A 25,427-nucleotide genomic window follows, 5' to 3' on the forward strand; every position below is an offset into this window, starting at 1 on the left:
ATGAGAACCGTCCCTCTGCGTATATCTCTGCGTATTTTAAGCTAATCTCATTTTAAAGTCTTGGTAGCCAAATTCGCGTACAACTTCACAGTCGCCATCTGCTTTTTGGACCGCGATGGCTGGTAATGGCATGCCGTTGAATGTGGTGTTTTTGACCATTGTATAGATGGCCATATCGCCAAATACTAAACGGTCACCGCTCTTTAGCGGCTCATCAAAGGAGTAATCCCCGATGATATCGCCTGTCAGGCAAGTTTGTCCGCCTAGTCGATAAGTATAAGGTTTTTCTCCTGCTTCTCCTGAGCCAAAAAGAGGAGGACGATAAGGCATTTCTAATACATCCGGCATATGGCAGGATGCAGATGTGTCAAGAATGGCAAGATCCATTTTATTTTGATGGGTATCAAGTACGGTTGTAACTAGATAGCCCGCGTTAAGAGCTACCGCTTCACCCGGCTCTAGATACACTTCTAAACCGTATTTCTCCTGCATTCTCTTAATACAAGCTTCTAATCTAGGAATATCATAATCTTCTCTTGTAATATGATGACCGCCGCCAAAGTTGATCCACTGCATTTGCGGAAGCCACTCGCCGAACTTTTCTTCCACCGCATTTAAAGTGGTTTCTAAGTCATCAGAGTTTTGCTGACAAAGCGTATGGAAATGCAGTCCTGAAACGCCATCCAGTAAATCGGGACGGAAATGCTCTTTAATGACACCAAATCTTGAACCTGGTGAACACGGGTCATAGATTGCATGTCCTATTTGTGTAGAGCATTCAGGATTAATGCGCAAGCCCACTTTTTTGCCGGCTTCTAGAGCTTTATCTTTAAACTTCTCCAACTGTGAGAACGAATTAAAGATAATATGATCACAAATCGAGATAATTTCATCTATTTCATCTTCACGGTAGGCGGGGGCAAAGACGTGATTTTCTTTGCCCATTTCCTCATAGCCTAAACGTGCTTCAAATAATCCACTTGCTGTCGTTCCACTTAAATATTTTCCAATGAGGGGATACATTGTTGTCATAGAAAATGCCTTTTGTGCCAAAACAATCTTTGCTCCTGTACGCTGCATAACACCGTTTAGGATTTTTAGATTTCGTTCGACGAGACCTTCATCGATGACATAACACGGTGTTGGTAGTTCTTCAAACCGCATCTTATTTTACAAGCTCCGTTGCTTTTTTCTCAGCAGGCTCATCATCAACTAGAACTGGATTAAAGTCTTCTACCCATGGAAGTCCCCATTTGTTTAACTCTTCCATGAATGGATCTGGATCAAATTCTTCAATATTGAAGACACCAGCTTTATTCCATTTGCCAGTTAGGATCATTGCAGCACCGATCATTGCAGGAACACCTGTCGTATAAGAAATGGCTTGAGAGCCTACTTCTTTATAGCACTCTTGGTGGTCACATACATTGTAGACATAATATGTTTTGTCTTTTCCATCCTTTTTCCCTCTGAAAATACAGCCGATGTTTGTTTTACCAACTGTACGAGGTCCAAGGGAGGCTGGATCTGGTAATACAGCCTTCAAGAATTGAAGAGGAATAATTTGTTTACCTTCAAATTCAATTGGCTCAATAGAAGTCATTCCTACATTTTCAAGGGCCTTCAAGTGCATCAGATAGCTTGGGCCAAATGTCATGAAGAAACGGATACGCTTAAGTCCAGGGATGTTTTGAGCTAGAGACTCAAGCTCTTCATGATATAACAAGTACATATCTTTTTTGCCAACTTCAGCAAAGTCGTATTCGCGCTTGATTTCCATTGGCTCTGTTTCGATCCATTCGCCATTTTCCCAGTAACGTCCGTTAGCAGAAACTTCGCGGATATTAATTTCAGGGTTGAAATTTGTTGCGAAAGGATAGCCATGGTCGCCGCCGTTACAGTCAAGAATGTCGATATATTCGATTTCGTCAAAATAATGTTTTAATGCATAAGCGGAGAATACGCCTGTTACACCTGGGTCAAAGCCGCTGCCTAAAAGGGCTGTAATACCGGCTTTTTCAAAGCGCTCTTTGTATTCCCACTGCCATTTATATTCGAATTTAGCTGTATCTTCTGGCTCATAGTTTGCAGTATCCATATAGTGTGTCTTTGTTGCAAGACATGCATCCATAATCGTTAAATCCTGGTATGGTAATGCTAAGTTCATTACGATATCCGGTTTTACTTCATTAATTAATGCGATTAACTCTTCTACATTATCCGCATCCACTTGGGCAGTAGTAATTTTAGTCTTGCCGCCATCAAGCTTTGCTTTTAATTCATCACATTTTGATTTTGTACGGCTTGCAATACAGATTTCTTCAAATACTTCACTGTTTTGAACACATTTATGGACAGCAACAGATGCTACGCCGCCAGCCCCGATAATTAGCGCTTTTCCCATTTTCATATCTCCTAACGTAGTAGATTTTTTAAAAAGCAAAACGGAATTCCGAAACAACAAAAAAAGCAAGTGCAAAACGCAGGAATTAATTGCGCACAACACTTGCTTTGATATATTCAATATTAAAAATCAAGTATATCCATGACAAAAGGTCATATCTATACTCTACCAAGTCATCAAACATTTTGGCAGAAAGCTTTTTAATATTTAACATATATCATTTAGGATCAGAGTCTATATAGCAAATAATCACTTTTACCACTCTTATTGACCGTTTCACAAGTTGTGTGCATGTGCACTGGTTGTAAAGTAACCAACTTATAAAATTTGAGCTTTTAACTCAATCAATAAGGCAACCAAAGTTGCCAATCGGCAGTTGACCCGGCTGTCCGTATGGCCTTAACTTCCAAAGAAGTGGTCAATGTTATCTGCTTGGAAAGATCCAGATATATTTAAATATTTTTGCTTTCCAAAATCATGCTACTTCATGTTAGCAGTATATAAACATAAATGCAAGAGGAAATTTTAAAAAAATATATAAAAAAGGTGGCACCAAACTTATATGATCTATTTTGCTCGATGAACCGTAAGTTTAACCTTGTTTGTTTCACACATAAAGGTAGAGAGGTGGACAGGTTCATCCGCTAAATTAAATGAAATCTTTAAAATTTTAAAGAGATTAGCCCCAATATCGCACTCCAGCCATTTAGCATAGTCTTTTGTGGCACCAATAACATCAATAATTTTATCATTACTGACAATTTCGGTTTGGTAATCGTTCAAAAGAATTTTATACGTTGATTCATTTCCAACAATTTTCTTTTCGAGATCAGGGAATCGAATTAAAGAGAAATGGGCAAAATCATAAAAAAGAGGACGATCATTTACATACATAAGCCGCTCAAGTTCCAAAATTGGGCTTCCTTCCTCAACCTTAAGATATTCTGCGATCTCCTCAGTTGCAAGTATGACCTCGCTTTTTAAGATTCGAGAATTAGGGGTCATGCCCAGCTGGTGGCTGAACTCTGAGAACCCGCTTACAGATATCAACTCGTTATGAAACTTTTTTGAGGTAACATACGTTCCTCTCCGTGGAATTCGTGTTAATGTTCCGTCCTTTACCAACTCTTCAATTGCTTTTCGGATGGTAATCCGACTTACGTTATAAATTTCACAAAGTTCGGCTTCAGTTGGTATTTGTTCATCGGGTTTATATTTACCTTGCTGGATATCATTTTTCAACATTTGCCTTATTTGCATATAGAGTGGCTGGGGAGTAGAAGGATTTAAATTCATTACTTGCTTCATCCTTATCCGTCAATAAATTATAGTATCTATTATACATCGAGAGTCCAGTCCTAGTCACCATGCACCGAAATATTGAATCGTTTTCGCAGCTGTTTCTGTACCTAACTGTAAACATTCGTTAATGGTACAGCCTTTCATTATTCCATAAATAAAACCTGAAATAAAGGAATCGCCTGCCCCCATTGTATCGACTACATTCTCTTCTATTACACCTAATTGGTGAAATTGCTGGCCATCATAGGCAAGAGAACCGTTTTCGCCTAATGTTGCCACAGCAACCTTTGAGCCAAGGTTTTTAACTTCCTTTAAATACTGACGTATATAGGCATCATCTTGTGTATAGGAAAAAAAGGCATAATCGACAAACGGTGGTAATGTTTTGACAAGGGGGTCATTTAATTGGTTTGAAAAATCAAATGAGGTAAGCAGCCCCATTTCTTTAAATGCTGGATAATATTGCTCCACATGTCCCCAAATTCCAGCATGTACGCAATTGTGTGTTCCGATAAAAGTAATTTCCTCCGGCGTTAAGGTGAAGTCAGCCATTACACCTTCATTGTATTCTCCAAATTTGCGATCATTTCCAACTAATTCAACATAGGTAATAGCCGTTTTTCCTTCCTTTTGAGAAAGATGAGTGGTATCTACGCCCTTGTTTTCGATAGCGCGAATCATATCCTCACCGTATGAATCAGCCCCAACCCAGCCAACATAGGATGATTCAGCACCCAAACCTTTTAAATAGACAGCGACATTGACCGGATTTCCTCCAGGATAGGCCTTCCCGTTTGCTTGATAAACATCCATACAGTTATCTCCGACAGCAGCTATTTTCATAGTTTTATCCCCGCTTTTCCTTTTTTAAGAAGAAACGAGCACTACGAGTAGTGCTCATTCATCACTTTCTAATATTCCATTTGGCGATAGTATCTTCTAAGTTCCAACGAATGGTTCCGTTCACGCTCAAGATAGACACTGATTCTGCTTAACACGGACCAATTAATGCTAACAGCAAAGTGTTTTCTAAATTCTTCACTGATCCCTTCCATCTCAAAATCTTTTGTATCAATAATCGTTACATTTTTTGTTATATTCTCAACAAATCTTTCTACACGCTCCATAAGAGGCCTTGTTTCATCTTCGCCTTTTAGTAAAATCACACTTGTATCTTCGACGACAAGTTCAAGCGTACCGTGGAAAAACTCAGCAGCATGAATGGATTTAGCATGGATCCATTGCATTTCCTCTAAAACACACATCGCATAGCAATAAGTATTTCCCCATAAATTACCAGAACCAACCATCATGTGATAATCTGTATCTTTATGTTTAATCGCAAATTGCTCAGCTTTTTGATCAAAAGATTTAACAGCATTCAGAATCGCACGTGGGAGTAAAGTAACTTCCTTCGTAAATTGTTCATATTGAGGAAATTCATCATGGTTATACATAAATCGGAAGATAACCATGTAGAGAAGCAGATAAAAAGTATCAAAAGAATGTTTTTCTGAACCTGTAGTTATACAATAGTCGACCATTTTTGTTAATGGTGTATTCGGCTCTGCGACTAATGCAATGGTTGTGGCTCCTTTTTCTTTACAGTACTCGGCAGCTTCAAGGGTTTCTTTCGTTGTTCCGGAAACAGAGGTAAAGATACAAACTGAATCTTTACTGAAATGCTTATGGTTCATAACCATAAACTCCGCTGCAATTTCTGCATGAACGTCAATCGTAGAGTTTGATTTTAGAATATACTCATAGGGATACATCATGGCAATGGTGCCGCCTGCACCGATAAGGAAAATGTTCTTGTAGCCTTTTTGGCAGATTTCATCGACAAAACCTTCAATTTCCCCTCTAAATGCAAGGCCCTCTTTTTCAACAAGCGTAAGGAATAATTCTTCATCAAATTTCAACATGGACTTGATCCTCCTTTTATATGGTGCATAAATCTATTTGTTATGTCTTGTATTATAATTAAATATAACAAATAATGCAATGAGTATTTAAAAAATAGGAAGTTAGTACAGTGGAGCTAACTTCCTATTAATCAGATCATGCCACTACATCATTGTCCTTTTTACTTGCGGACCCATACCGTTTATTCCAGTAAAAGTAAACAGGAAGTCCGGTTGCAATGACAATAAATGCTGCAATCATACCTTGCCAAGGGGCCCAAGTGAAGGTTCCCCAGGCAAGCCATGAGGCACCAAGGATGGCTAAAATAGTGGTTAATTTCCACAGTGGCATTCGGTAGATTGGGTTATAATCATCCCGTTTACGGCATTTATATACAGCTGCAAAGTCCAAAATATTAATGACGAGCTGAATAAGGGTGAAGTACCCAAGTAAGGCTGTTAAATTACTCATAAACACGAGAATACAAGCATACGTAACCTGAATAATAATGGAAAAACTAGGAGTTTCATATTTAGGATGGACCCTGGCAAAACGTTGGAAAAATAGGCCATCTTTCGCCATCGCATACTCCAAACGAGGCTGAAACATAATACAGGAGCTTAAGGATCCAAGAATAACAATAATGGCAGTAGTTGCGACAAAAGAAGAAGCAATATGAGAAAGACCTGGGATATAACTTACTGCCTCTGAAACAGCAGCATTTGAATGGATTAATTTATCAAATGGCATTAAGCCGATAACACAAATGGCAAGCAATGTGTACAAAGCTAGTACAATAAATACCGAGCTAATGAGTGCACGTGGGAGTATTTTTCCGGGATTTTTAAATTCGCCAGCCATAAAACAAATCGCTGCCATCCCTGTATAGGCCCATGTTGTTGCCGATACGCCTCCGATTAAACTTGTTTTTACAGCTCCATGCGCAGGCACATATGAAAAATTACCAGCTTTCATATACATCAACCCTAAAGCAATGACAATAATGAAAGGAATGATCTTAACAGCAGTGATAATAACTTGGAATAGTCCCCCTTCTTTTACACTTCGATAATGGATGGCGGTAATGACTAAGATAATCGCAACCCCCAACAACTTACCAGCTATTCCAGAAAAGAAAGGAAAAAAGGTAGCAAGGTAAGAAACAATTGCTAAAGCCATAATAGAGATAGAAGGGGGATCTAACGCCCAGAACGTCGCCCATCCATATAGAAAGGCAAGAGGTCTCCAACCGGCTTTATTCAGATATACGTAACCGCTTCCATTTTCAGGGTAAGCAGTCGATAATTCTGCTAATACCATTACCTGCGGTATTGCGATAAGGCCGCCGATAATCCAGGCTAAAATTGAAATAGAAGGTGTTCCTGCTGCTTTTGCAACATCACCGGATGAAACAAAGATACCTGATCCAACAGTAGTTCCAACCGCAATCGCTAGAGCTGACCAAAAACCCAGTTTTCGTGTAAGAGTGCCATTACTCATAAAGAGTTCCTCCAAATGCAGATTTTAAGATTTCCATTTCCTTATTCTTTCAAATGATTTTAATGAATGCATTTTGCGGATTTTGATAATTTTGTTCCCATAATTTCTAAGGTGCTAACGCCTTTGTAATCCTATTGTTGAAGACTTTTAAGATAATTTCCCCTATATCACCTCCTTTTTGCTTGCTTGGAAACGCTTTATTTGTTATGTCTTGTATTATAATTAAACATTACATTATTTTCAATAGGAAATTTTAAATATATTCAAATAAATAGTTTCGTCATTTAAAATAGTCTATCTTCCGGTTAATTAGGTTGTTGTATTAATGCGATTTTTAATAGAATGAAGGCAGGAAAAAATTTTTTTAAGTTTTTCTGACGATTGTTCCTTCATATGAACTCTTGGAATAAGTTTAAAAAAGATAGGATAAATAAAATTTAGGTTAATTATGTAGCTTTTTTACAAAATGGATAAAAGTCCTTTATAAGGATTGAATTTTAGGTTAAGCAATTTATTACTGTGACTGTTTTTTCTTCGTACCTAAACCATTTGCAAGGAGGGGCAGCTAATCTCAAAAGTCGCAAAAAAGCCACAGTCTAAAAGTGATTTTTGGGCCCTTTTTACCTGCTTGACCGTCGATTTTTTTTATCATAGGATGTAAATGTGAAATGGTTCACAAGACAATTACAAACCCCTGTTTCTAGTCAAAAATTTTTTCGGTAATATTGTGAAACGATTCACAAATAATTTATACCTATCAACATCTTGGTATTTATTTATACCTCGATTTGTGAAAATATTCACAAGTAATATTAAGGAGTGAGTAGACATGTCAAAAGTTATTTCAGCTGTTAAAGCTGCCGAGCTAATCAAGGATGGAGATACAGTTGCCGCAACAGGCTTCGGATTATCTTGCTGGGCAGAAGAGATGGGAATTTCTATTGAAGAACGTTTTTTACAATCAGGTCACCCTAAGAATTTAACGATTATGCATTCGAGTGCAGTGGGTAACCGTCGTGATAAAGGAATGAGTCATCTTGGCTATGAGGGACTTGTAAAACGCTGGATTGGCGGAATTGCGATCGCCTCTCCAGGTATGGCGAAATTAATTGAAGAAGACAAATGTGAAGCTTACAACCTGCCCCAAGGTGTTATCACCCAGTTATACCGGGAAATCGCAGCAAAACGGCCAGGTGTAATTACAAAAGTTGGAATGGGAACATTTGTGGACCCGCGTGTAGAAGGGGGAAAGATGTCACCGTCTACTAAAGAGGATATCGTCAAGGTTATTGAGATAGAAGGAGACGAGTGGCTATTCTATAAGTCATTTCCAATTCAGGTAGGGTTAATCCGTGGAACAGTTGCAGATGAGAATGGCAACTTAACGCTTGAAAAAGAAGGATTGCACATGGAGGTTCTGCCGGTAGCACAAGCAGTCCATAATTCTGGTGGAATCGTCATAGCACAGGTCGAGACAGTCGCGAAAAATGGCACACTGAATCCAAAGGATATTAAAGTTCCGGGAATTTTAGTGGACTATATTGTGGTAGCAAAGCCAGAAAATCATTACCAAACCGAAAACACTTATTATAATCCGGCCTTTTCTGGACAGGTCAAAATTCCGGTTGAAGGAATTGAAGCCCTTCCTCTTGACGAAAGGAAAGTCATTGCTCGCCGTTCCGCTGCTGAACTAAAGCCTAATACCATCTTAAATCTTGGTGTAGGAATACCCGTTTGTGTTGGTACGGTTGCAGCAGAAGAAGGTGTAAGCGATCAATTAATGCTTACAACCGAAGCAGGTTCAATTGGCGGTGTTCCAGCTGGTTTGAAAGATTTCGGTCATGCCTATAACTCTGAAGCAATTGTCGACCATGATGCCCAATTTGATTTTTATGATGGAGGCGGCATTGATTTGTCCGTTCTTGGATTGGCACAGACTGACGAATTCGGCAACGTAAATGTCAGCAAATTTGGTACCCGTGTAGCTGGCTGCGGCGGATTCATTAATATCTCTCAATCCGCTAAAAAACTAGTCTTTGCTGGAACGTTCACAGCCGGTGGTCTTCAAGTAAAAGTCGAAGACGGCAAACTGCAAATCTTACAAGAAGGAAAAGCAAAGAAATTTATTAAAAAGGTACAGCAAATTACGTTCAGTGGTTCATATGCTTCACAAATTAATCAGCCGGTCGTTTATGTAACCGAGCGTGCTGTTTTTGAACTGTTAGATGGTAGAGTCACCTTAACAGAAATCGCTCCGGGTGTCGATTTACAAAAGGATATCTTAGAACAAATGGAATTTATCCCGGTTATTTCAGCAGATCTAAGAGAAATGGATGCAGCCATGTTCCAAGAAAATTGGGGAAAATTGAGCGCTATTATTGAAGAGAAAAGTGCAGCTAGAAATGAACCTGAATTAGTTTCCACTAGGTAATTGATAAATAACCGCTGGCGGCATGGCGAATGTACCAGGTTGCTGGCAAATCCAAAAAGGGAAGGATTTTATAAGATGAAACTTAATCGTTGGACCATTCTTATCGCATCAACCATCATTAACATATGTGTGGGTGCCATCTACGCTTTTAGTATTTTTGCAATGCCGTTAACAAACGTTTTCCATGTCACCATGCCGGAAATCATGATGGCTTTTACCATTAATGGTGCCATTTCGCCAATTCCGATGATTTTGGGGGGGAAATTGGTTGATAAAGGCGGTGCAAGAACAGCCATCTTCCTTGGTGGTTCGATGTTTGGCTTGGGCTTTATTTTATCAGGCTTAGCAACTGCACCATGGATGCTGTACATTACCTATGGCGTTATTACAGGAATTGGACAAGGTATTGTTTACTCAGCTACTATTGGTAACTCCGTTAAACTGTTCCCAGATAAAAGAGGTCTTGCTGCAGGGATTGTCACAGCAGGCTATGGCGGTGGAACGATCGTAATAGCACCGATTGCCAATGCTCTAATTACCAGCAATGGTGTCCAATCTGCTCTTATTACGCTAGGAATTTCATTTTTAGTGGTGATTTTAGGGGGAGGCTTATTCGTAAAAGCATGTCCAGCAGGGTTTATTCCAGAAGGATGGACACCGCCTGTAGTTAGCGGTGCAAATAAGGCTGGTATCAACATTCCTTGGACTGAAATGATTAAAAAGCCAATCTTTTACGTGATTGCAAGTTTGTTCTTAATCGGCGCTCTTTCCGGAATGATGGTTACTTCAAATGCTTCTGTTATTGGACAAACGATGTTTGGATTAACACCTGCAACTGCAGCATTATTTGTAAGTTTATATTCATTAAGTAACTGTTCTGGACGTGTCTTCTGGGGTGCGATTTCTGATAAAATCGGCCGGACAAAATGTCTAATGGTTATCTATATTGTCATTGCAGCAATGATGTTAACGATTGCCTTATCTACTTCTGTGGCTGGCTTTGCGGTTGCCATTATCGGTATTGGCCTATGCTTTGGCGGTACAATGGGAATTTTCCCTTCTATTGTAGGTGAGAAGTTCGGAATGAAATATTATGGCATCAACTATGGAGTGACCTTTATTGGCTACTCTGGCGCAGCCTTCTTTGGTCCTAGAATAGCCAATTCAGTTGCAGCGGCAAACGGTGGACAGTTTACAAATGCTTTTTATATTGCATTAGTGATTTCACTTGTTGGTTTCGCGTTAACCTTTATTTTTAAATCCATGGAAAAGAAACAACTAACTAGCCCAACTAAGTCAAAAGTGGCTTAATCATAAATCAAATAGAATAATAGGAGGAAGTTGACATGAGTATTACAACATTATTAGGAATTAAATATCCCATTTTTCAAGGCGGTATGGCACAAATTGCGCTTGCTCCACTTGCAGGAGCTGTATCAAATGCCGGTGGATTAGGAATTATCGGTTCTGGCGGACTTACCGCTGATCGCCTCCGTGAAGAGATTAGAAAAACAAAAGAAATTACAAATAAGCCATTCGCTGTTAATTTAATGCTAATGATGAAAAACATCCCTGAACTTATTGAAGTTGTGATCGAAGAGGGTGTAAAAATTGTCACAACTGGTGCAGGAACACCAGCGCCATATATGCCTACTTTTAAAGAGCATGGGATTAAAGTTATTCCAGTTGTTCCTTCTGTAAAGATTGCCAAGAAAATGGAAGCGTTAGGTGTGGATGCGATTGTCGCAGAAGGTACAGAGGCAGGCGGCCATGTTGGTGAAACAACAACCATGGCGCTCTTGCCGCAAGTAGCCAGTGCGGTTTCAATACCTGTCGTGGGAGCAGGCGGTATTGCCGATGGACGCGGCATCGCAGCAGCCTTTGCCTTAGGTGCGCAAGGTGTTCAAGTCGGAACACGTTTCTTAGCAACGGTTGAATGCCCGACACACGAAAACTTCAAACTGGCGGTTATTAACGCAGATGATACGAGCACAACGGTTACAGGCCGCAGCCTTGGCGGACCAGTACGCAGTATTAAAAACAGCATGATTGCGGAATTCCTGGAGCTTGAAAATAAAAATGCTTCCCGTGATGAACTAGAAAAGATTTCTTTAGGGTCTTTACGTAAAGCTGTGTTTGAAGGAGACACAGATCGTGGATCGGTTATGGCTGGACAGATTTGCGGCTTAATCAATGAAATTACAACGGTTGAAGAAATGATTACCAGCATGTTTGCAGAAGCTCAAGAAGTGTTAAACAGATTAGGCAAAATAACAGTGGTGGAAGAAGAAAAAGAGTTAGTGTTAGCTTAAAACTATACTAGTTGAACAGCACCTTACGTTCTAGGTGCTGTTTTTTTACTGTTTTACTGGAATTGTCATAATATATCCACTGTCTTGATAGTGCTTTTTCATTATAATGAAAGAATCAAAGATGGTAGGAGGGTGTTGATCTAGATGAAGAAAAAGTCGATTGAAAAAGCTAAAAATAACTTTAAGGTTCAGGATATCAACGATTTACCTTCCACTTTATTTGTTACGGACGGGAAAGGAAATATATTAATTTCGAATGAGTTTACCGCATTGACAATTGGTATATCACTGGATGAATTGTTAAAAATGAACGTGCAGGATTTGGTGAAAGCGGGTTATTACAAACGTTCTATTACCATGGAGGCAATTGAAACAAAGCAAAGGGTATCCAGGACGGTTGATACGAACCGGGGATTCCATATTAAGTCGACATCCATTCCTATTCTACAAAAGGATGGAGAGGTTCAGCTTGTTGTAACAACTTCCAATGAATATAACGGAAAATTCCCGATCTTCAATGTCGACCCTACTATCTTAACTATTAATAATAAAAGTAAAGAAGATAAAATGGACACAGGTGCTGAAATTGGTTTTGTCGCTGAGAGCTTATCGATGAAACAAATTGTCAAGGTCTGCAATCAAATTGCCTCCTATGACAGCAAAGTCTTAATCTATGGCGAATCAGGAACTGGAAAGGAAGTTGTGGCCCGCTATATCCATCGTAAAAGTGACCGTTCTCAAGGTCCATTTGTCACGATTAACTGTGCAGCCATTCCACCTCACATTTTTGAACAAGAACTGTTTGGTTATGAGAAAGGTGCCTTTGCTGGGGCAGATGCGATGAAGAAAGGTATTATTGAGTTGGCTCATGATGGGGTGTTGTTTTTGGATGAAATTGCTGAAATGCCGCTCGACCTGCAGGCCAAATTGTTGAGAGTGATGGATAATAATGAAGTAAGGCGTGTCGGCGGTGTACAGAATGTCTCCATCAATTGCCGGATCATTGCCGCGACGAATCGTGACTTATGGAAGATGGTTAAAAAGGGTATGTTCCGTGAGGATTTATATTATCGGATTAACGTCATTCCAATTCATATCCCGCCACTGAGAAATCGAAAATTAGACGTTGTCGGTTTAATATCCTATTTCTTAGCAGAATTTAATGAGAAGTATCAGGAACAGCTCGTCCTTAGTGCGGACGAATTTCAAAAAATGCTTAAATTAGATTGGCCTGGGAATGCCAGGGAACTAAGGAATTATGTAGAACGCTTGGTGATTACAGAACAACAAAGCATCAAACCATCAGATGAGGAACTCATCACAGATTGGTTTGCACTTGACCACTTTATCAAAAGCAATATAGATAAACAGTATACATTAAAAGATTTTACTGCCATCGTCGAGGGAAGATATATTACCCATATACTTGAAACATTTAATGGGAATGCAACAGAAGCTGCCAAAAAAATAGGAATTGACCGCTCGGTTATTTATCGAAAGCTGAAGAAGATGGAGAATGTTCTGGAAGCAGAACGAAGTGAAATAAAGGGATGAACCAATTTTTATTGATTCATCCTTTTTTATTTACCATTCTCGAGGCCGATAGTTAAGATCGTCAAACAATTGCTCTTTTTCCTTTTTGGTTAAATCCCGCCACTGGCCAATTGGCAGTTTTCCCAAATGAATATTCATGATCCTGGTCCGCTGCAATCTGGCCACCTCATAGCCTAAAGCGGCACACATGCGGCGGATTTGCCGGTTAAGTCCTTGGGTTAGAATAATTTGAAAGACATATTTTGAAAGCTGTGTGACTTTACATGGAAGTGTTTTGGTATTTAGGATTTCCACCCCGCTGGCCATTTTCTTTACAAATTCCGGTGTAATCGGCTTATTTACGGTAACAATATATTCTTTTTCATGTTTATTTTCAGCGCGGAGAATTTCATTTACAATATCTCCGTCATTTGTTAGGAGGATGAGGCCGTCTGAGTCCTTATCCAGCCTGCCAATATGAAAAATCCGCATGGGGTGATTTACAAAGTCAACGATATTCCCTTTTATATGCCTTTCAGTCGTACTTGTAATTCCGACTGGTTTATTTAAGGCAATATAAACATATTCTTTCTTCACTTTAATAGGATTCCCATCAATCCGAACCAAATCACCGGGCTCTACCTGGCTGCCCATTTGAGCAACCTGGCCATTAATCGTGACCCTGCCCTCGCTAATTAACTTATCTGCTCCTCGCCTAGAAGACTTACCCGACTCACTAATAAATTTATTAATCCTCATAATAACCACAACCTTAAGTGGAATTGTCACTTAAGAATACCCTACTTTTATTATTCTTTTCAAGCAGTTCAAGTGGTGCCTGTCACCATTACATCTATTTGCATACTAATAATGCTGCTTTAAACAGAAATTTAAGTTAATAAATAATTCATAAATATTGGAAGAAGTTGGGTTGTTTTTTTGGCTGATAGAACTATAATTATTTTGATGTAAGTAGTTAAATTCCTTTAGGTGCGTTCAGTACGGAAGGAGTCTTTAGTATGACCCATTGGGTAAGGTTGCTTGATTGGGTTTTAGGAATTATGGCTGTAGGTTCTATTTGGTATTCTATTCATAATTTCAAAAGTGTAAAAAAAATCTTGGTGGGGCGTCCATTGCGAACGGCGGAACTGTATAGTCAGCATACTAAGTTATTTTGGTTTATTGCCCTTCCAATTCTTGCAGCCGATTTGTATTCATCGGTAGCATACGGACCCGAAGCAGGCCTGTCAGAACTTGCACCCTTTGGAGAAGCGGCAAAATGGTTACTCATTCCGATAACAATTGCTGCCGTTCTGCTTCTGGGGATACTAATCTTATCTTATATCATGGGCATTTTAGCCTATCCAAACGGCGGGGGAGCATATGCAATTGCAAAGGACAATTTTAAGTCCAAATGGATTGCTTTAGTTGCTTCGAGTTCCCTATTAATAGATTATATTCTTACTGTAGCTGTGTCTATATCCGCTGCAATGGAGGCATTAGTTTCAGCCTATCCTATATTAGTACCGTATAAAACGGTTCTGGCGATTGTTTGTGTGCTTCTCTTAGTTATTTTTAATTTAAGAGGGGTGGCGGAATCTGCTAGAATACTAGCTTGGCCTACCATCTGCTTTATGGTTTGTATGCTTGTAATTATTACCGTGGGATTTATCGATGGATTTCAGCACGGTTTTATAAAAGAATCTACACCAAGAATTGGCAAAATACCTGAGGGTTTGTCACTCCTTATACTCTTAAAGGCATTTAGTTCAGCCTGTTCCGCTTTAACAGGAATCGAGACCATTTCCAATTCTGTTCCTGTTTTTCGTGAACCGCAGCAAAAAAATGCCATTAAAGCGTATATTGAATTAGGCACTATTACGTCTGTTACGATAGTCGGATTTTCTTTTCACTTATATGTTAATGGAATTTCTGTTAATCCCAATAATACTATGCTATCACAATTAACTAGTATCTATTTTGGCAGTGGAATCATCTATCAATTGATTATTTGGTTTACCTTTATTGTATTAATATTGGCCGCAAATTCTACCTTTAATGGCTTTTCACAACTTGGAGCGATTGTGGCCGGTGATGGATTTTTACCTAGAGCTTTATTGAATAGGGGAGACCGGCTGGGGTATTCTAATGGGATTATTGTTCTAGCATCGTTTGCAGCCTTGCTTATTATCTGTTTTCAAGCCCATACAAATTCCTTAATCCCTTTATATGCCATAGGAGTATTCCTCTCTTTTAGTATTGCGCAAATTGGTTTGATCCGCAGATGGTTAAAGGTAAAAGGACCTTATTGGCAATTGAAGTTTGCCGTTAATATTGTAGGGGCCATTATTACAACGATTGTAGCAATCATCTTTTCCGTGACAAAATTCAGCGGCGGGGCTTGGATTGTGCTTATTGTTTTACCTATTTTTATCCTGTTTTCTTTAGCCATCCACCGCCATTATGAAGCAATCATGTTGGAATTAGAATTGGACCTTAGAACATTTCCTGTAACAAAGGAGGTCATCTCGATTGTTCTGGTCTCTGGTGTTCATAGAATCGTGAATAATACTTTAACCTTTGCTAAAAGTTTAAATGATGAAGTGATTGCAGTTTATATAGGATATGATGATGAAGCGATTCATCAAATGAAGGAAAAATGGGCTGATTGGGGAACTCCATGCCGATTAATTTGTCTAAAAAGCAAATATCGCTCTCTAATTGAACCTTTATCCAGATTAATCAAAGTGATAGAAGAAAAGCATGAAGACAAGCTGATTCATGTCCTTATTCCCCAGTTTATCCCGGTAAAATGGTGGCACAATTTATTACATAATCAAAGTGCATTATTATTAAGAATTTGGTTTCTCTATCATAAAGATATTGCAATTACGACTGTCCCCTATCATTTAAAAAAATAAACATTTATGTCGAATGAATTTTTAATAGAATGATAAACTATTACAACATTTTCACCATATTATGACAAAAATCTTTCATTCGAAATGTTATTGTAATGTAAAATACATAGATATATGGGGAGATGCAAATGAAGAAGTTATTGGTTATTTTTGTTTTGCTTTTTAGTATCTTGGTCTTTACTACACCAACAGATGCAGCTGGCAGTTCCCAATTGATTATTATTAACAAAAAGGTTAATACTCTTGCTTTCTATGATGGTGGAAAGTTAGTAAAAACCTTTAAAGTGGCTACTGGTAAAACAAGAAATTTAACCCCGGAGGGTAAATTTAGAATTGTTATCAAAATGGTAAACCGTCCATATTATAAGGGTCATATTCCTGGCGGCGATCCACGTAATCCATTGGGAGACAGATGGATGGGATTAGAGGCAAGAGGTACATATGGAACAACGTATGGAATACATGGAAATGCAAATGAAAGCTCAATTGGTAAATATGTAAGCCATGGCTGTGTACGGATGCACAATCAGGAGATTCGCTGGCTTTACAGCCGAGTTCAAAAGTATACACCGGTTGTCATCACATACTCTAGTAGCAGCTTTGATGCCATTGCTAAAGCAAACGGAGTCAAAGTTAATGTTACAAATGGCTGGGTTCAAAAGAATGGACACTGTTATTATTATGTAAATGGAACACTTAAATATGGCTGGTTAACAATCGGAGGAAAAAAATACTTCTTTGATCATACAGGAGTGATGAGAACAGGGTGGCTAGTAACTGGAGGAAAGAAATACTACTTGGATCCAACGGGAGTAATGAGAACAGGCTGGTTAGTAACCGGAGGAAAGAAATATTACTTGGATCCAACGGGAGCAATGAGAACAGGGTGGCTAGTAATCGATGGAAAAAAATATTTCCTTGAGCAAACTGGAGCCATGAAAACGGGCTGGGTACGAATAGACGGAAAATCGTACTACTTTTATCCTTACCCTAACGGAATCATGGCAGCTAATACCGTCATTAATGGCCGTAAAATAGGACCTGATGGTGCATGGCAGCAAGTTCAATACGTGGCGTTAGGAGATTCTCTAGCAGCTGGTATGACTCCACTTGGTGTAGATCGAATTCCAGTTAACGGAGTAGATTTAGATTGGGGCTATCCTAACTACCTTGCTGAATCCCTCAAAACGGAATATGATGTAGTTGATTTTGATAACTTTGGTGTATCAGGCTATAAAACGGCAGATGTCATTGCTCAATTAAATAAACCAGATGTTCAAAAGGAAATTAAAGAGGCAACACACGTTACAATTGATATTGGTGCCAACGATATACTTCCTGTTCTTCAACTGGATCCTAAGGATCCTACTAAAGTTCAAGCTGCAATTGGTGCAACTGCTGCGAACATTAACACTATTTTAAGTAAAATTGATCAGTTGAATCCAAAGGTAAAGGTATATGTAATGGGCTATTATAACCCATTCCCATATGATGCACTACAGAAGGCACAGTTAGACCAGTTACTGCCCGGTTTTAACGGTCTGATCCAGGCAAAGGCTCTTCAGCATGGTGATACGTTTGTACCGACCGCACAAGTGATTAACGTAGCTAATTTCGCAAATTACCTGCCAAATCCGCAAAGCATTCACTTAAGTCTTTTAGGTTATCAAGTGGTTGCTGGTGAGTTTTGGAAAGTAATTAAATAGTTTAATTGATTATTAGGTTCCCCTTACCGGGTGCCTAATTTTTTTATTTAAGAAGAAAATATAACTCTAAGCTTTAAGTTTACAATTGGTGTGTACTTGTAAACAGAAAGTATACAATGTGTTTACAAGTTTGTTTACTTGTATACAATTCGTAAACAGGAAGTTTACAAAGATGTTTACATGTATACAAACAAGTACACGATCAGATATGACGCGATGTATACAGATTTGTATAGATTGTTTACGAATCTGTTTACAATATTGTAAAGTTTACAAATTGTTTACTGTTTTACACTTTTATTTCTTTTCTATTTGTTCCCCTTGAAGAATCTATCAATCTCCTATAGCCTTATAATAGAGAGAAATTGATTACATAAAAAACTAATTAATGAAAAGGAATGATATTTATGACTAAATCTAGAGTTGCAGCAATAGATGTAGGGAATGACTCCATTAAAGCTATTTTCGGAGAACTGGAATATGAGTTGAATATTCCAAACATTATCGCCCGGGATACAGAAGACCGCCCTGTCATTGGTATTGAAGAGCTTGACAATAAAAATCCGCTCGATGGCATTCATATTAAAGTCCACTCCCCTGCCCTTAAGGAGAATAATGCGATTTATCGTGTTGGTAATTTAGCGACCAAGACAGATAATGCGACGGAATTAGATCCAGGCAGCAGTAAATCGGAAGAGGATCAAACACTTATCATGCTTTTTGCCACATTGGCATTAGATGCCGTAAATCAAGATAGTTTTCCTCGTGCGAAGAATGTAATAGATGCATCTTATACATTAGGAACAGGTCTTCCCCTTCGTGAGGTTAAAGAGGGCAAGGATGCCGGCTATCGTTCAAGATTAGTTGGAAATGTCCATCAGGTTGAATTTTTGGTCACTCCGAAATATCAAGGGCTAAAAGTTAATATTAAATTTAACGAAGTAAAAGTCTATCCAGAAGGCTTTGCGGCTTATATTAATTTAGTAATGGATAATAATTTAAAAATCATCAACAAGGATTTAATCGATAGACGTATCTTGATCCAAGATATTGGCGGGTTATCAACCGATATCGCAGTAATTAAAAACCGAAATGTAGACGATGATAAGGCACAGGGCTTTAACCTTGGGGTATCAGAGTCATTAGAAGCAATCCGTGAAGAAATTCGCAAAAAGCACGGTGTTGAGCTGGACAGCCGCCGTGATGTAGTAGAAATTATTACAAGAAAAAATGATCGCAATCATATTATGGTCAAGGGAAGCCGGACAAGCGTTCACGATATTACCGACCGTATCTTACTTGATTTAGCCAAAAAACAATATCGCTTATTACGAAATGTTTGGCAGAAAAATTCCCAGACAGAAATCTGCTACTTTGTTGGCGGTGGATCACATGTCCTAAAGGATTATCTCAAAACGTTAAATAATAATTTAGATGGTTACAATATTGAATTCTTTGAAGATGATAAGGAAAGCATTTGGATGATGGCCAATGCTTACTACAAGCTCATCATGGATTTCGTCAGAAAAACGGAGAAGCCTAAAGAACCAATCAAAACGAACTAGGTGATCGTATGAAGAAAAATTCCCCATCTGAAATAAAGCGCGGCCAGGCGATATCCTTTCGTGTTCCTTCAGATACACCTGACCACATCGTCAAGCATTTACAAAGGTTAAAGGAGACAGAGCGGCGAAATTTCTCAAGTACCATTGCCGAATTTGTTATGGAAGGGGTAAGTCATTCCTTCGCACGTGAGAAGGAGACCATTACTATTCCTCTTCCCAAAAAGTTAACCAAGGCACAGCGGGACTGGTTAAAACATGAGCATTCGGAAGCCATGTTAGGCAGTATTCTCTATCAATTGATTTCTGATCCTATCCGGGCTACGTCGTTACTTGCTTCATTGAACAGTAATTCCTTAGATATTGAGGAGGCCTTGTATCTGCAGGAGGAGGATATTCCGTCTGTTCCCGCTCACAGTGAGGATGTTCCAGTTGAAATAGACGCTTTTAAGGAACTTTCGGCAGGTTTAGATATTGATGACCTGGAGGATGACTTAAACGATTTTGATTGGGAGACGGTGAAGCAAACGGAGCCGCAGCCTGAAGAAGAAAGAAGCGAAGAGGAATTAGATGCAGATGATCTTCTTGGCGGTTTTTTAGCGAATATGAATAAATAGTTCGAAAAAAACAAGCCCCGTCTTTTATAAGGCGGGGCTATTTGATCTGCTGCTCAATCAATTTGGATTTAGTGCTGTTTATTCGGTAACTTGTAACCTTGATGTCCTTTACTCTGACGTTCCTTGTTGTCCTTGTCCTTTTCTTGTCTTTCCTGCAGTTTTTCAACAAATTCATGTGTAGTATTGTCTTCCATTAAGGCATGCCTCCTTTTAAAAATGAACCATAGTTATTCTGCCCAGCTCCTATAAAAATATGTAGCTGCATATTGGTGCCCAGATATAAACTCGAGATTTATTCATACATATTAGTGAAGGCCTTTTTGACTAGGAGATCTATGGTTTCCTTTTCTTGTCCTAAATCGATCTTTTTATTATAATTAGAAAATTAGGAAAATACTACTATATGAATAGGTGGTGGGCCGATGGAGTTGCCTGCTGATATTGTTTTAGAGAGCGGTGCTCTTAATGATGCCTTCATTTTAAAAAGAGAAGTCCTCTATAAAGGAATGAATGGGCGATTTGTTGAGCGTTTTTTTCTTTCTCCTGCATTAAGCTTTATTTTTAAACCATTAACCAACAATGGTCAGTTAGGTAGAGAAGTATGGATCCACCAACATATACTCCCACAGTTTCCTGCTATATATCCTAAAATTATTTCCTACAAAATAAGTGAACAGCCTGAATTGAATTGGATGATATTAGAGGACCTTGGCTCACTGGACCACGATTTTAGTGCAACAAGTGCTTTAGAGGTTAGTAAGTGGGTGGCCTGGTGGCATTCACTGCCGATTGAAAAAATAAATGAAGTACCGATTCCGGATTTGAAACCGCAAATGGATACAATCACAACTGAAGTTGGCTGCGGTAAGGATGAGTTTTTACAACGGCTGTCGTCACTAGGCTTAGAGCGGCAGCCTATTGAATATGTGTATTCATTGCTAGGAAAAACGAATTTCTCTACTCGACTGGTTTTATCACACGGGGATTTACATTTAGGCAACTTTTCGTTAGTTGACCATCAGCTAAAGATATTGGACTGGGAACATACCCATTTGAATTCACCCTATTGGGATTTATACCATTTAATTGATATGTCCCATCCTCTTTTTCCGAAACAGGTCACATCAGAACTGCGCCAGCAAATCTTGGAGATATACCTCAATCAAGTAGATTTTGAATTGGAACGCGACTTGTTTATGAAAGAATATTATTTGTTTTCCGCAGTTTTCTCGATCTGGATGATTGGGCTGATCGAGAAAGATCTCCAAGCAATAGTGCTGAAATGGCCTGAAGAACAATTGAATAGACAGATGCAAGAAACCATTATAAGTCTCAAGCAATGTGCGGATGCACTTGAAAAAAGCTAACCACTTTTGGGTTAGCTTTTTTGTGCATTATGCTTTTTGCTCGGTTAATTTAATGATTTCAATAATGGTTTGCGTTGCTTTCACCATATTTTCAACGGAAATAAATTCGAATTTCCCGTGGAAATTTTCACCGCCGGTAAAAATGTTCGGTGTTGGCAGACCCATATAGGAAAGCTGTGAGCCATCTGTGCCGCCGCGGATTGGTTTGGTAATTGGTTTGATGTCTAAGCTAACCATCGCTTCATGAGCAATGTCGACAATTTCCATAACTGGTTCAATTTTTTCCTTCATGTTGTAGTATTGGTCATTCAGTTCGAGTACGATTCTGTCGGTGCCATATTTGGCCTGGAGCTCGCTAACGATGGCTTGTAAGGCGGCCTTGCGGTCATTAAACTTTTCTCGGTCATGGTCACGGATAATGTAGTGAAGATTGGTTTGCTCCACATCACCGTTGAAGGCTAGCAAATGGTAGAAGCCTTCGTATCCTTCGGTATGTTCTGGTGCTTCTTGTGCCGGGAGCTTGCTATGTAATTCCATGCCAATTTTGATAGAGTTGACCATTTTGTTTTTGGCTGACCCTGGATGGATGTTGCTGCCTTTAATCGTAATTTTCGCTCCTGCGGCGTTAAAGCTTTCGTATTCCAACTCACCGAGCGGACCGCCATCAACGGTGTAAGCATATTTTGCATTGAAGGCCGCAACGTCGAACTTATGTGGACCTCTGCCAATTTCTTCATCCGGCGTGAATGCAATGCGGACCTTGCCGTGTTTGATTTCAGGGTGCTGAATAAGGTAAGCCATTGCGGTCATGATTTCCGTAACACCAGCCTTGTTGTCCGCGCCTAGCAGGGTGGTGCCGTCTGTGGTGATTAAGGTGTGTCCTTTGTATTCTGGCAGACTTGGAAAGTCCTTCGGTGACAGGATGACATTTAGGGCTTCGTTTAATATGATCTCGCCGCCGTCGTAGTTTTCGACGAGTTGCGGGTTGACATTTTTGCCAGTGAAGTCGGTGGCGGTGTCAACGTGGGCGAGGAAGCCGATGGTTGGGACGTCTTTGTCGGTGTTGGCTGGCAGGGTTGCCATGAGGTAGCCGTTTTCATCAAGTGTGACTTCTTCCATGCCAATCTGTTTTAGTTCATCCTCCAGCATGTGGAGCAAGGTCCACTGCCCTTCTGTGGATGGACATGTTTCGTTGTTTTCATTTGATTGTGTATCTACTTTTACATAGGAAGTAAATCTTTCAATTAGTTCGTTTTTCAACTTTGCTGCACTCCCTTTTTTTGAGTTTTTAATCATGAATATCATATCACTTTGAGTGAGCGGTTACACGTTTTGAAAAAAGTTAATGGCAAGAGGTGGGGCAGGTTGGGGATAGATTACCGGGAACTTGCGGATAAAGCACTCCAACTTGTACAAGGTTTCATATTTTTGTAAAAATTAGCTCATCCACCTATTGACCAAGGTAGTCAACGGGATTATAATGACTCCATTGACTGATGTGGTCAACGCTAAAAACAGGAGGTCTGCACCAGTGTTCTCAAAATTTTTCAACTTAGAAACGGAAAAACAAGACCGAATCATAAATGCTGCCGTAAAGGAATTTGCCCAGAAAGGATACGATAAAGCCTCAACCAACGAAATCGTTAAAGAAGCTGAAATCTCAAAGGGATTACTTTTTCATTATTTTAAAAACAAGAAGCAGTTGTTCTTATTCTTATTTGACCATTGCATCCAAATTATTACCGATGACTTCTACAAAAAAGTCGACTTTACAGAGACTGATTTTTTCAAACGAATCCGGAATGCAGTCTTAATAAAAATGGACCTCCTCGCCAAATATCCAGATATCTTTAAATTTATTGAAGAAGCCTATATGGACGATGCGGCCGACATTAGAACGGAAATTAGTAAAAAGGTTAAAGCCTTAAATCAGATTAACTTCGGGAAGATCTACGAGGGCATTGACCTATCAAAGTTTCGAGACGATATCGACATCGGAAAAATCTTAAAGATTATCACGTGGACGTTTGAAAAATTGAGTGAAGAAGAACTTAACAAAGCAAAATTAACATCAAATCACGAACTTGACTACTCAGCCATTCAGCTTGAAGCAGAGCAATACTTCGAAGTATTAACTAGAGTTTTTTATAAGTAAAAGGGGGCAGAAACCATGAATGTAATCGAAATTAACAACCTGACAAAGACGTACGGCAAGTCCAGAGGGATTACCGATATCAGCTTCGATGTTGAACAAGGTGAGATTTTTGGATTCATTGGACCAAACGGAGCCGGTAAATCGACGACCATCCGGACACTCCTTTCCCTCATTTATCCAACGAGCGGCAGCGCCAAAATCTTTGGAAAAGACTGCATTCAGTTTGCACCGGAAATTAAGAAGGAAATTGGTTATCTGCCTTCGGAAGTTTTTTACTATGACAATATGAAAGTGAAGGATCTTTTAAAATACTCCGCCAGCTTCTATAAGAAGGACTGCAGTAAGAGAATCATAGAGTTAGCGGAATGGATGGATCTTGATTTAAATAAAAAGATTGATGATCTCTCTCTGGGAAATAAAAAGAAGGTTGGCATTGTACAGGGCCTGCTGCATGAACCAAAGCTGATTATTCTCGATGAACCGACAAGCGGGCTGGATCCCTTAATGCAGCAAAAATTCTTTGAATTGCTGGAGGAGGAAAATCAAAAGGGTGCTACGATTCTTTTTTCGTCACACATTTTGAGTGAGGTTCAAAGACTATGCAATCGAGTGGCAATCATTAAAGAGGGCAAAATTGTTACGGTAGAAAAGATAAGTACCTTGCAGGAAAATAATTATAAAAAGTTTAAAGTGGAGACTCAAACGGCCTTAGATCCAAATTATTTCATTATGGATGGGGTTAATAATTTGGATGTAAAAGGGAATATGACGAGCTTTTTATTTAAGGGAAATATCAATTCGGTGCTGAGGAAGATTGCCGAAATTGAGATCAACAATTTATGGATTGAAGAGCCAGATCTTGAGGAGATCTTTATGCATTATTACGAAAAGGAGGCCTAAGTCTATGAATATATTTTTTCATGAGTTAAAGGCGTACCGGAAATCCACGATGATATGGACCTTTTCGTTAATCATGGTGGCATTGCTATTCCTGTCGATGTTTCCCTCATTTGCGAAAGATGCGGATGAGTTCAAAAAATTATTAGCTGGCTACCCTTTGGCGATGAGGAAGGCGATCGGACTCAATTTGGAAAATATATTTACGATTTTGGGATTCTACAGCTATGCTTTGACGTTCACAACTCTTTGTGCGGCCATTCAGGCAATGAATCTTGGTACCGGAATTATCAGCAAAGAAGTTCGCGAAAAAACGGCTGATTTCCTGTTAACCAAGCCGGTTACCCGCCCCCAGATTCTAACTAGTAAACTATTGGCGGCATTCACATCCCTATTGATTACCAATGTTGTCTATCTAATTGCGGCCAATTTGATTGCATTGCAGGTTAAAACGGAAGATTTCAGTGTTAAAAAGTTCGTATTGCTGTCTTTGACGATGTTGTTTATTCAAATAATCTTCCTAGCGATAGGCATCTTCCTCTCGGTCATCGTTCCAAAAATTAAGTCGGTCCTTACGGTCTCATTAGCAACGGTCTTTACGTTTTACTTTCTCGGCGTCTTTAGTGAGACTTCCGGTGATGATGTGAAACGATACATCTCGCCATTTAAATACTTTGATCACACCTATATTATCAAACACGCTGGCTTCGAAGGATCTTTTCTTGTTGCAGGCGCAGTGATTGTCATTACAGCCATCGCGGCAAGTTATTTAATCTATACTAAAAAGGATATTCATGCCGTTTAGGGGGATCCGA

General features: G+C 39.2%; 21 protein-coding genes. 12 read left to right on the plus strand and 9 right to left on the minus strand.

The window, feature by feature from the left end:
• Nucleotides 1–36: 36 nt before the first annotated feature.
• The 6 genes from nspC to V7077_RS14040 form a co-directional block, all read right to left on the minus strand.
• Nucleotides 37–1,164: a carboxynorspermidine decarboxylase gene (nspC, locus tag V7077_RS14015; RefSeq protein ID WP_335502601.1), complete on the minus strand. Its 1,128-nt coding sequence runs from the start codon at nucleotides 1,162–1,164 to the stop codon at nucleotides 37–39.
• A gap of 1 nt (nucleotide 1,165) precedes the next feature.
• Nucleotides 1,166–2,404 carry a saccharopine dehydrogenase family protein gene (locus V7077_RS14020; RefSeq protein ID WP_335502604.1) on the minus strand — a complete coding sequence of 413 codons (1,239 nt, stop codon included), beginning with the start codon at nucleotides 2,402–2,404 and terminating at the stop codon, nucleotides 1,166–1,168.
• A 567-nt stretch (nucleotides 2,405–2,971) separates the two neighbouring features.
• Nucleotides 2,972–3,700, minus strand: coding sequence for a GntR family transcriptional regulator (locus V7077_RS14025; RefSeq protein ID WP_335502607.1), 729 nt, complete (start codon nucleotides 3,698–3,700; stop codon nucleotides 2,972–2,974).
• A 66-nt stretch (nucleotides 3,701–3,766) separates the two neighbouring features.
• Nucleotides 3,767–4,549 (minus strand): fructoselysine 6-kinase, encoded by a 783-nt coding sequence (gene frlD, locus V7077_RS14030; RefSeq protein ID WP_335502609.1) that lies wholly within the window; start codon nucleotides 4,547–4,549, stop codon nucleotides 3,767–3,769.
• Nucleotides 4,550–4,617: 68 nt separating this feature from the next.
• Nucleotides 4,618–5,631, minus strand: a complete 1,014-nt coding sequence (locus tag V7077_RS14035; RefSeq protein WP_335502612.1) for an SIS domain-containing protein — start codon at nucleotides 5,629–5,631, stop codon at nucleotides 4,618–4,620.
• A gap of 136 nt (nucleotides 5,632–5,767) precedes the next feature.
• Nucleotides 5,768–7,111 (minus strand): amino acid permease, encoded by a 1,344-nt coding sequence (locus V7077_RS14040; RefSeq protein ID WP_335502615.1) that lies wholly within the window; start codon nucleotides 7,109–7,111, stop codon nucleotides 5,768–5,770.
• 829 nt (nucleotides 7,112–7,940) lie between these two features.
• Between V7077_RS14040 and V7077_RS14045 the strand changes: the two genes are divergently transcribed.
• The 4 genes from V7077_RS14045 to V7077_RS14060 all read left to right on the plus strand — a co-directional run bounded on the left by V7077_RS14045 (nucleotide 7,941) and on the right by V7077_RS14060 (nucleotide 13,408).
• Nucleotides 7,941–9,542 (plus strand): acyl CoA:acetate/3-ketoacid CoA transferase, encoded by a 1,602-nt coding sequence (locus V7077_RS14045; RefSeq protein WP_335502618.1) that lies wholly within the window; start codon nucleotides 7,941–7,943, stop codon nucleotides 9,540–9,542.
• Between the two features lie 75 nt (nucleotides 9,543–9,617).
• A complete protein-coding gene (locus V7077_RS14050) occupies nucleotides 9,618–10,853 on the plus strand; it encodes an L-lactate MFS transporter (RefSeq protein ID WP_335502621.1) in 1,236 nt (411 codons plus the stop codon).
• A gap of 35 nt (nucleotides 10,854–10,888) precedes the next feature.
• Nucleotides 10,889–11,854 carry a DUF561 domain-containing protein gene (locus tag V7077_RS14055; protein WP_335502624.1) on the plus strand — a complete coding sequence of 322 codons (966 nt, stop codon included), beginning with the start codon at nucleotides 10,889–10,891 and terminating at the stop codon, nucleotides 11,852–11,854.
• A gap of 144 nt (nucleotides 11,855–11,998) precedes the next feature.
• Nucleotides 11,999–13,408, plus strand: a complete 1,410-nt coding sequence (locus tag V7077_RS14060; protein WP_335502625.1) for a sigma-54 interaction domain-containing protein — start codon at nucleotides 11,999–12,001, stop codon at nucleotides 13,406–13,408.
• Between the two features lie 30 nt (nucleotides 13,409–13,438).
• Here the strand turns inward: V7077_RS14060 and rluF are convergent, their stop codons facing one another.
• Entirely contained in the window at nucleotides 13,439–14,146 is a 708-nt protein-coding gene (gene rluF / locus V7077_RS14065; protein WP_420489651.1) for a 23S rRNA pseudouridine(2604) synthase RluF, read from the minus strand.
• 260 nt (nucleotides 14,147–14,406) lie between these two features.
• Here rluF and V7077_RS14070 point away from each other — a divergent pair, with 260 nt between their 5' ends.
• The 4 genes from V7077_RS14070 to V7077_RS14085 all read left to right on the plus strand — a co-directional run bounded on the left by V7077_RS14070 (nucleotide 14,407) and on the right by V7077_RS14085 (nucleotide 20,193).
• Nucleotides 14,407–16,308: an APC family permease gene (locus tag V7077_RS14070; RefSeq protein WP_335502628.1), complete on the plus strand. Its 1,902-nt coding sequence runs from the start codon at nucleotides 14,407–14,409 to the stop codon at nucleotides 16,306–16,308.
• Between the two features lie 128 nt (nucleotides 16,309–16,436).
• A complete protein-coding gene (locus tag V7077_RS14075) occupies nucleotides 16,437–18,014 on the plus strand; it encodes a L,D-transpeptidase family protein (RefSeq protein WP_335502631.1) in 1,578 nt (525 codons plus the stop codon).
• Nucleotides 18,015–18,421: 407 nt separating this feature from the next.
• Nucleotides 18,422–19,579 (plus strand): ParM/StbA family protein, encoded by a 1,158-nt coding sequence (locus tag V7077_RS14080; protein WP_215045394.1) that lies wholly within the window; start codon nucleotides 18,422–18,424, stop codon nucleotides 19,577–19,579.
• Between the two features lie 8 nt (nucleotides 19,580–19,587).
• On the plus strand, nucleotides 19,588–20,193 hold the full coding sequence (locus V7077_RS14085; RefSeq protein WP_335502638.1) for a hypothetical protein: 606 nt from the start codon (nucleotides 19,588–19,590) through the stop codon (nucleotides 20,191–20,193).
• Nucleotides 20,194–20,261: 68 nt separating this feature from the next.
• Here the strand turns inward: V7077_RS14085 and V7077_RS14090 are convergent, their stop codons facing one another.
• Nucleotides 20,262–20,387 carry a DUF4023 domain-containing protein gene (locus V7077_RS14090; RefSeq protein ID WP_335502641.1) on the minus strand — a complete coding sequence of 42 codons (126 nt, stop codon included), beginning with the start codon at nucleotides 20,385–20,387 and terminating at the stop codon, nucleotides 20,262–20,264.
• Between the two features lie 228 nt (nucleotides 20,388–20,615).
• On the opposite strand from V7077_RS14090, the gene V7077_RS14095 reads away from it, so the two are divergent.
• On the plus strand, nucleotides 20,616–21,560 hold the full coding sequence (locus V7077_RS14095; protein WP_335502642.1) for a phosphotransferase family protein: 945 nt from the start codon (nucleotides 20,616–20,618) through the stop codon (nucleotides 21,558–21,560).
• Nucleotides 21,561–21,587: 27 nt separating this feature from the next.
• On the opposite strand, the gene pepT is transcribed toward V7077_RS14095, so the two are convergent.
• Complete coding sequence (gene pepT, locus V7077_RS14100) at nucleotides 21,588–22,820, minus strand: peptidase T (RefSeq protein WP_335502645.1); 1,233 nt, start codon at nucleotides 22,818–22,820, stop codon at nucleotides 21,588–21,590.
• Between the two features lie 271 nt (nucleotides 22,821–23,091).
• Between pepT and V7077_RS14105 the strand changes: the two genes are divergently transcribed.
• Genes V7077_RS14105 through V7077_RS14115 form a run of 3 tightly spaced genes read left to right on the plus strand, consistent with a single transcriptional unit; the run spans nucleotide 23,092 to nucleotide 25,417 of the window.
• Nucleotides 23,092–23,715: a TetR/AcrR family transcriptional regulator gene (locus tag V7077_RS14105; protein WP_335502648.1), complete on the plus strand. Its 624-nt coding sequence runs from the start codon at nucleotides 23,092–23,094 to the stop codon at nucleotides 23,713–23,715.
• Between the two features lie 15 nt (nucleotides 23,716–23,730).
• Nucleotides 23,731–24,615, plus strand: coding sequence for an ABC transporter ATP-binding protein (locus V7077_RS14110; protein ID WP_335502651.1), 885 nt, complete (start codon nucleotides 23,731–23,733; stop codon nucleotides 24,613–24,615).
• Nucleotides 24,616–24,619: 4 nt separating this feature from the next.
• Nucleotides 24,620–25,417 carry an ABC transporter permease subunit gene (locus tag V7077_RS14115; protein ID WP_335502655.1) on the plus strand — a complete coding sequence of 266 codons (798 nt, stop codon included), beginning with the start codon at nucleotides 24,620–24,622 and terminating at the stop codon, nucleotides 25,415–25,417.
• The last annotated feature ends 10 nt before the right edge of the window (nucleotides 25,418–25,427 follow it).

The organism is Neobacillus vireti (assembly GCF_036962465.1).
In the GTDB taxonomy this organism is placed as follows: domain Bacteria; phylum Bacillota; class Bacilli; order Bacillales; family Cytobacillaceae; genus Neobacillus; species Neobacillus vireti_B.

Bases quoted from the DNA above. Each gene is read 5' to 3' on its own strand.
- nspC (WP_335502601.1), bottom strand. From the start codon at position 1,164: ATGCGGTTTGAAGAACTACCAACACCGTGTTATGTCATCGATGAAGGT.
- V7077_RS14020 (WP_335502604.1), bottom strand. From the start codon at position 2,404: ATGGGAAAAGCGCTAATTATCGGGGCTGGCGGCGTAGCATCTGTTGCT.
- V7077_RS14025 (WP_335502607.1), bottom strand. From the start codon at position 3,700: ATGAATTTAAATCCTTCTACTCCCCAGCCACTCTATATGCAAATAAGG.
- frlD (WP_335502609.1), bottom strand. From the start codon at position 4,549: ATGAAAATAGCTGCTGTCGGAGATAACTGTATGGATGTTTATCAAGCA.
- V7077_RS14035 (WP_335502612.1), bottom strand. From the start codon at position 5,631: ATGTTGAAATTTGATGAAGAATTATTCCTTACGCTTGTTGAAAAAGAG.
- V7077_RS14040 (WP_335502615.1), bottom strand. From the start codon at position 7,111: ATGAGTAATGGCACTCTTACACGAAAACTGGGTTTTTGGTCAGCTCTA.
- V7077_RS14045 (WP_335502618.1), top strand. From the start codon at position 7,941: ATGTCAAAAGTTATTTCAGCTGTTAAAGCTGCCGAGCTAATCAAGGAT.
- V7077_RS14050 (WP_335502621.1), top strand. From the start codon at position 9,618: ATGAAACTTAATCGTTGGACCATTCTTATCGCATCAACCATCATTAAC.
- V7077_RS14055 (WP_335502624.1), top strand. From the start codon at position 10,889: ATGAGTATTACAACATTATTAGGAATTAAATATCCCATTTTTCAAGGC.
- V7077_RS14060 (WP_335502625.1), top strand. From the start codon at position 11,999: ATGAAGAAAAAGTCGATTGAAAAAGCTAAAAATAACTTTAAGGTTCAG.
- rluF (WP_420489651.1), bottom strand. From the start codon at position 14,146: ATGAGGATTAATAAATTTATTAGTGAGTCGGGTAAGTCTTCTAGGCGA.
- V7077_RS14070 (WP_335502628.1), top strand. From the start codon at position 14,407: ATGACCCATTGGGTAAGGTTGCTTGATTGGGTTTTAGGAATTATGGCT.
- V7077_RS14075 (WP_335502631.1), top strand. From the start codon at position 16,437: ATGAAGAAGTTATTGGTTATTTTTGTTTTGCTTTTTAGTATCTTGGTC.
- V7077_RS14080 (WP_215045394.1), top strand. From the start codon at position 18,422: ATGACTAAATCTAGAGTTGCAGCAATAGATGTAGGGAATGACTCCATT.
- V7077_RS14085 (WP_335502638.1), top strand. From the start codon at position 19,588: ATGAAGAAAAATTCCCCATCTGAAATAAAGCGCGGCCAGGCGATATCC.
- V7077_RS14090 (WP_335502641.1), bottom strand. From the start codon at position 20,387: ATGGAAGACAATACTACACATGAATTTGTTGAAAAACTGCAGGAAAGA.
- V7077_RS14095 (WP_335502642.1), top strand. From the start codon at position 20,616: ATGGAGTTGCCTGCTGATATTGTTTTAGAGAGCGGTGCTCTTAATGAT.
- V7077_RS14110 (WP_335502651.1), top strand. From the start codon at position 23,731: ATGAATGTAATCGAAATTAACAACCTGACAAAGACGTACGGCAAGTCC.
- V7077_RS14115 (WP_335502655.1), top strand. From the start codon at position 24,620: ATGAATATATTTTTTCATGAGTTAAAGGCGTACCGGAAATCCACGATG.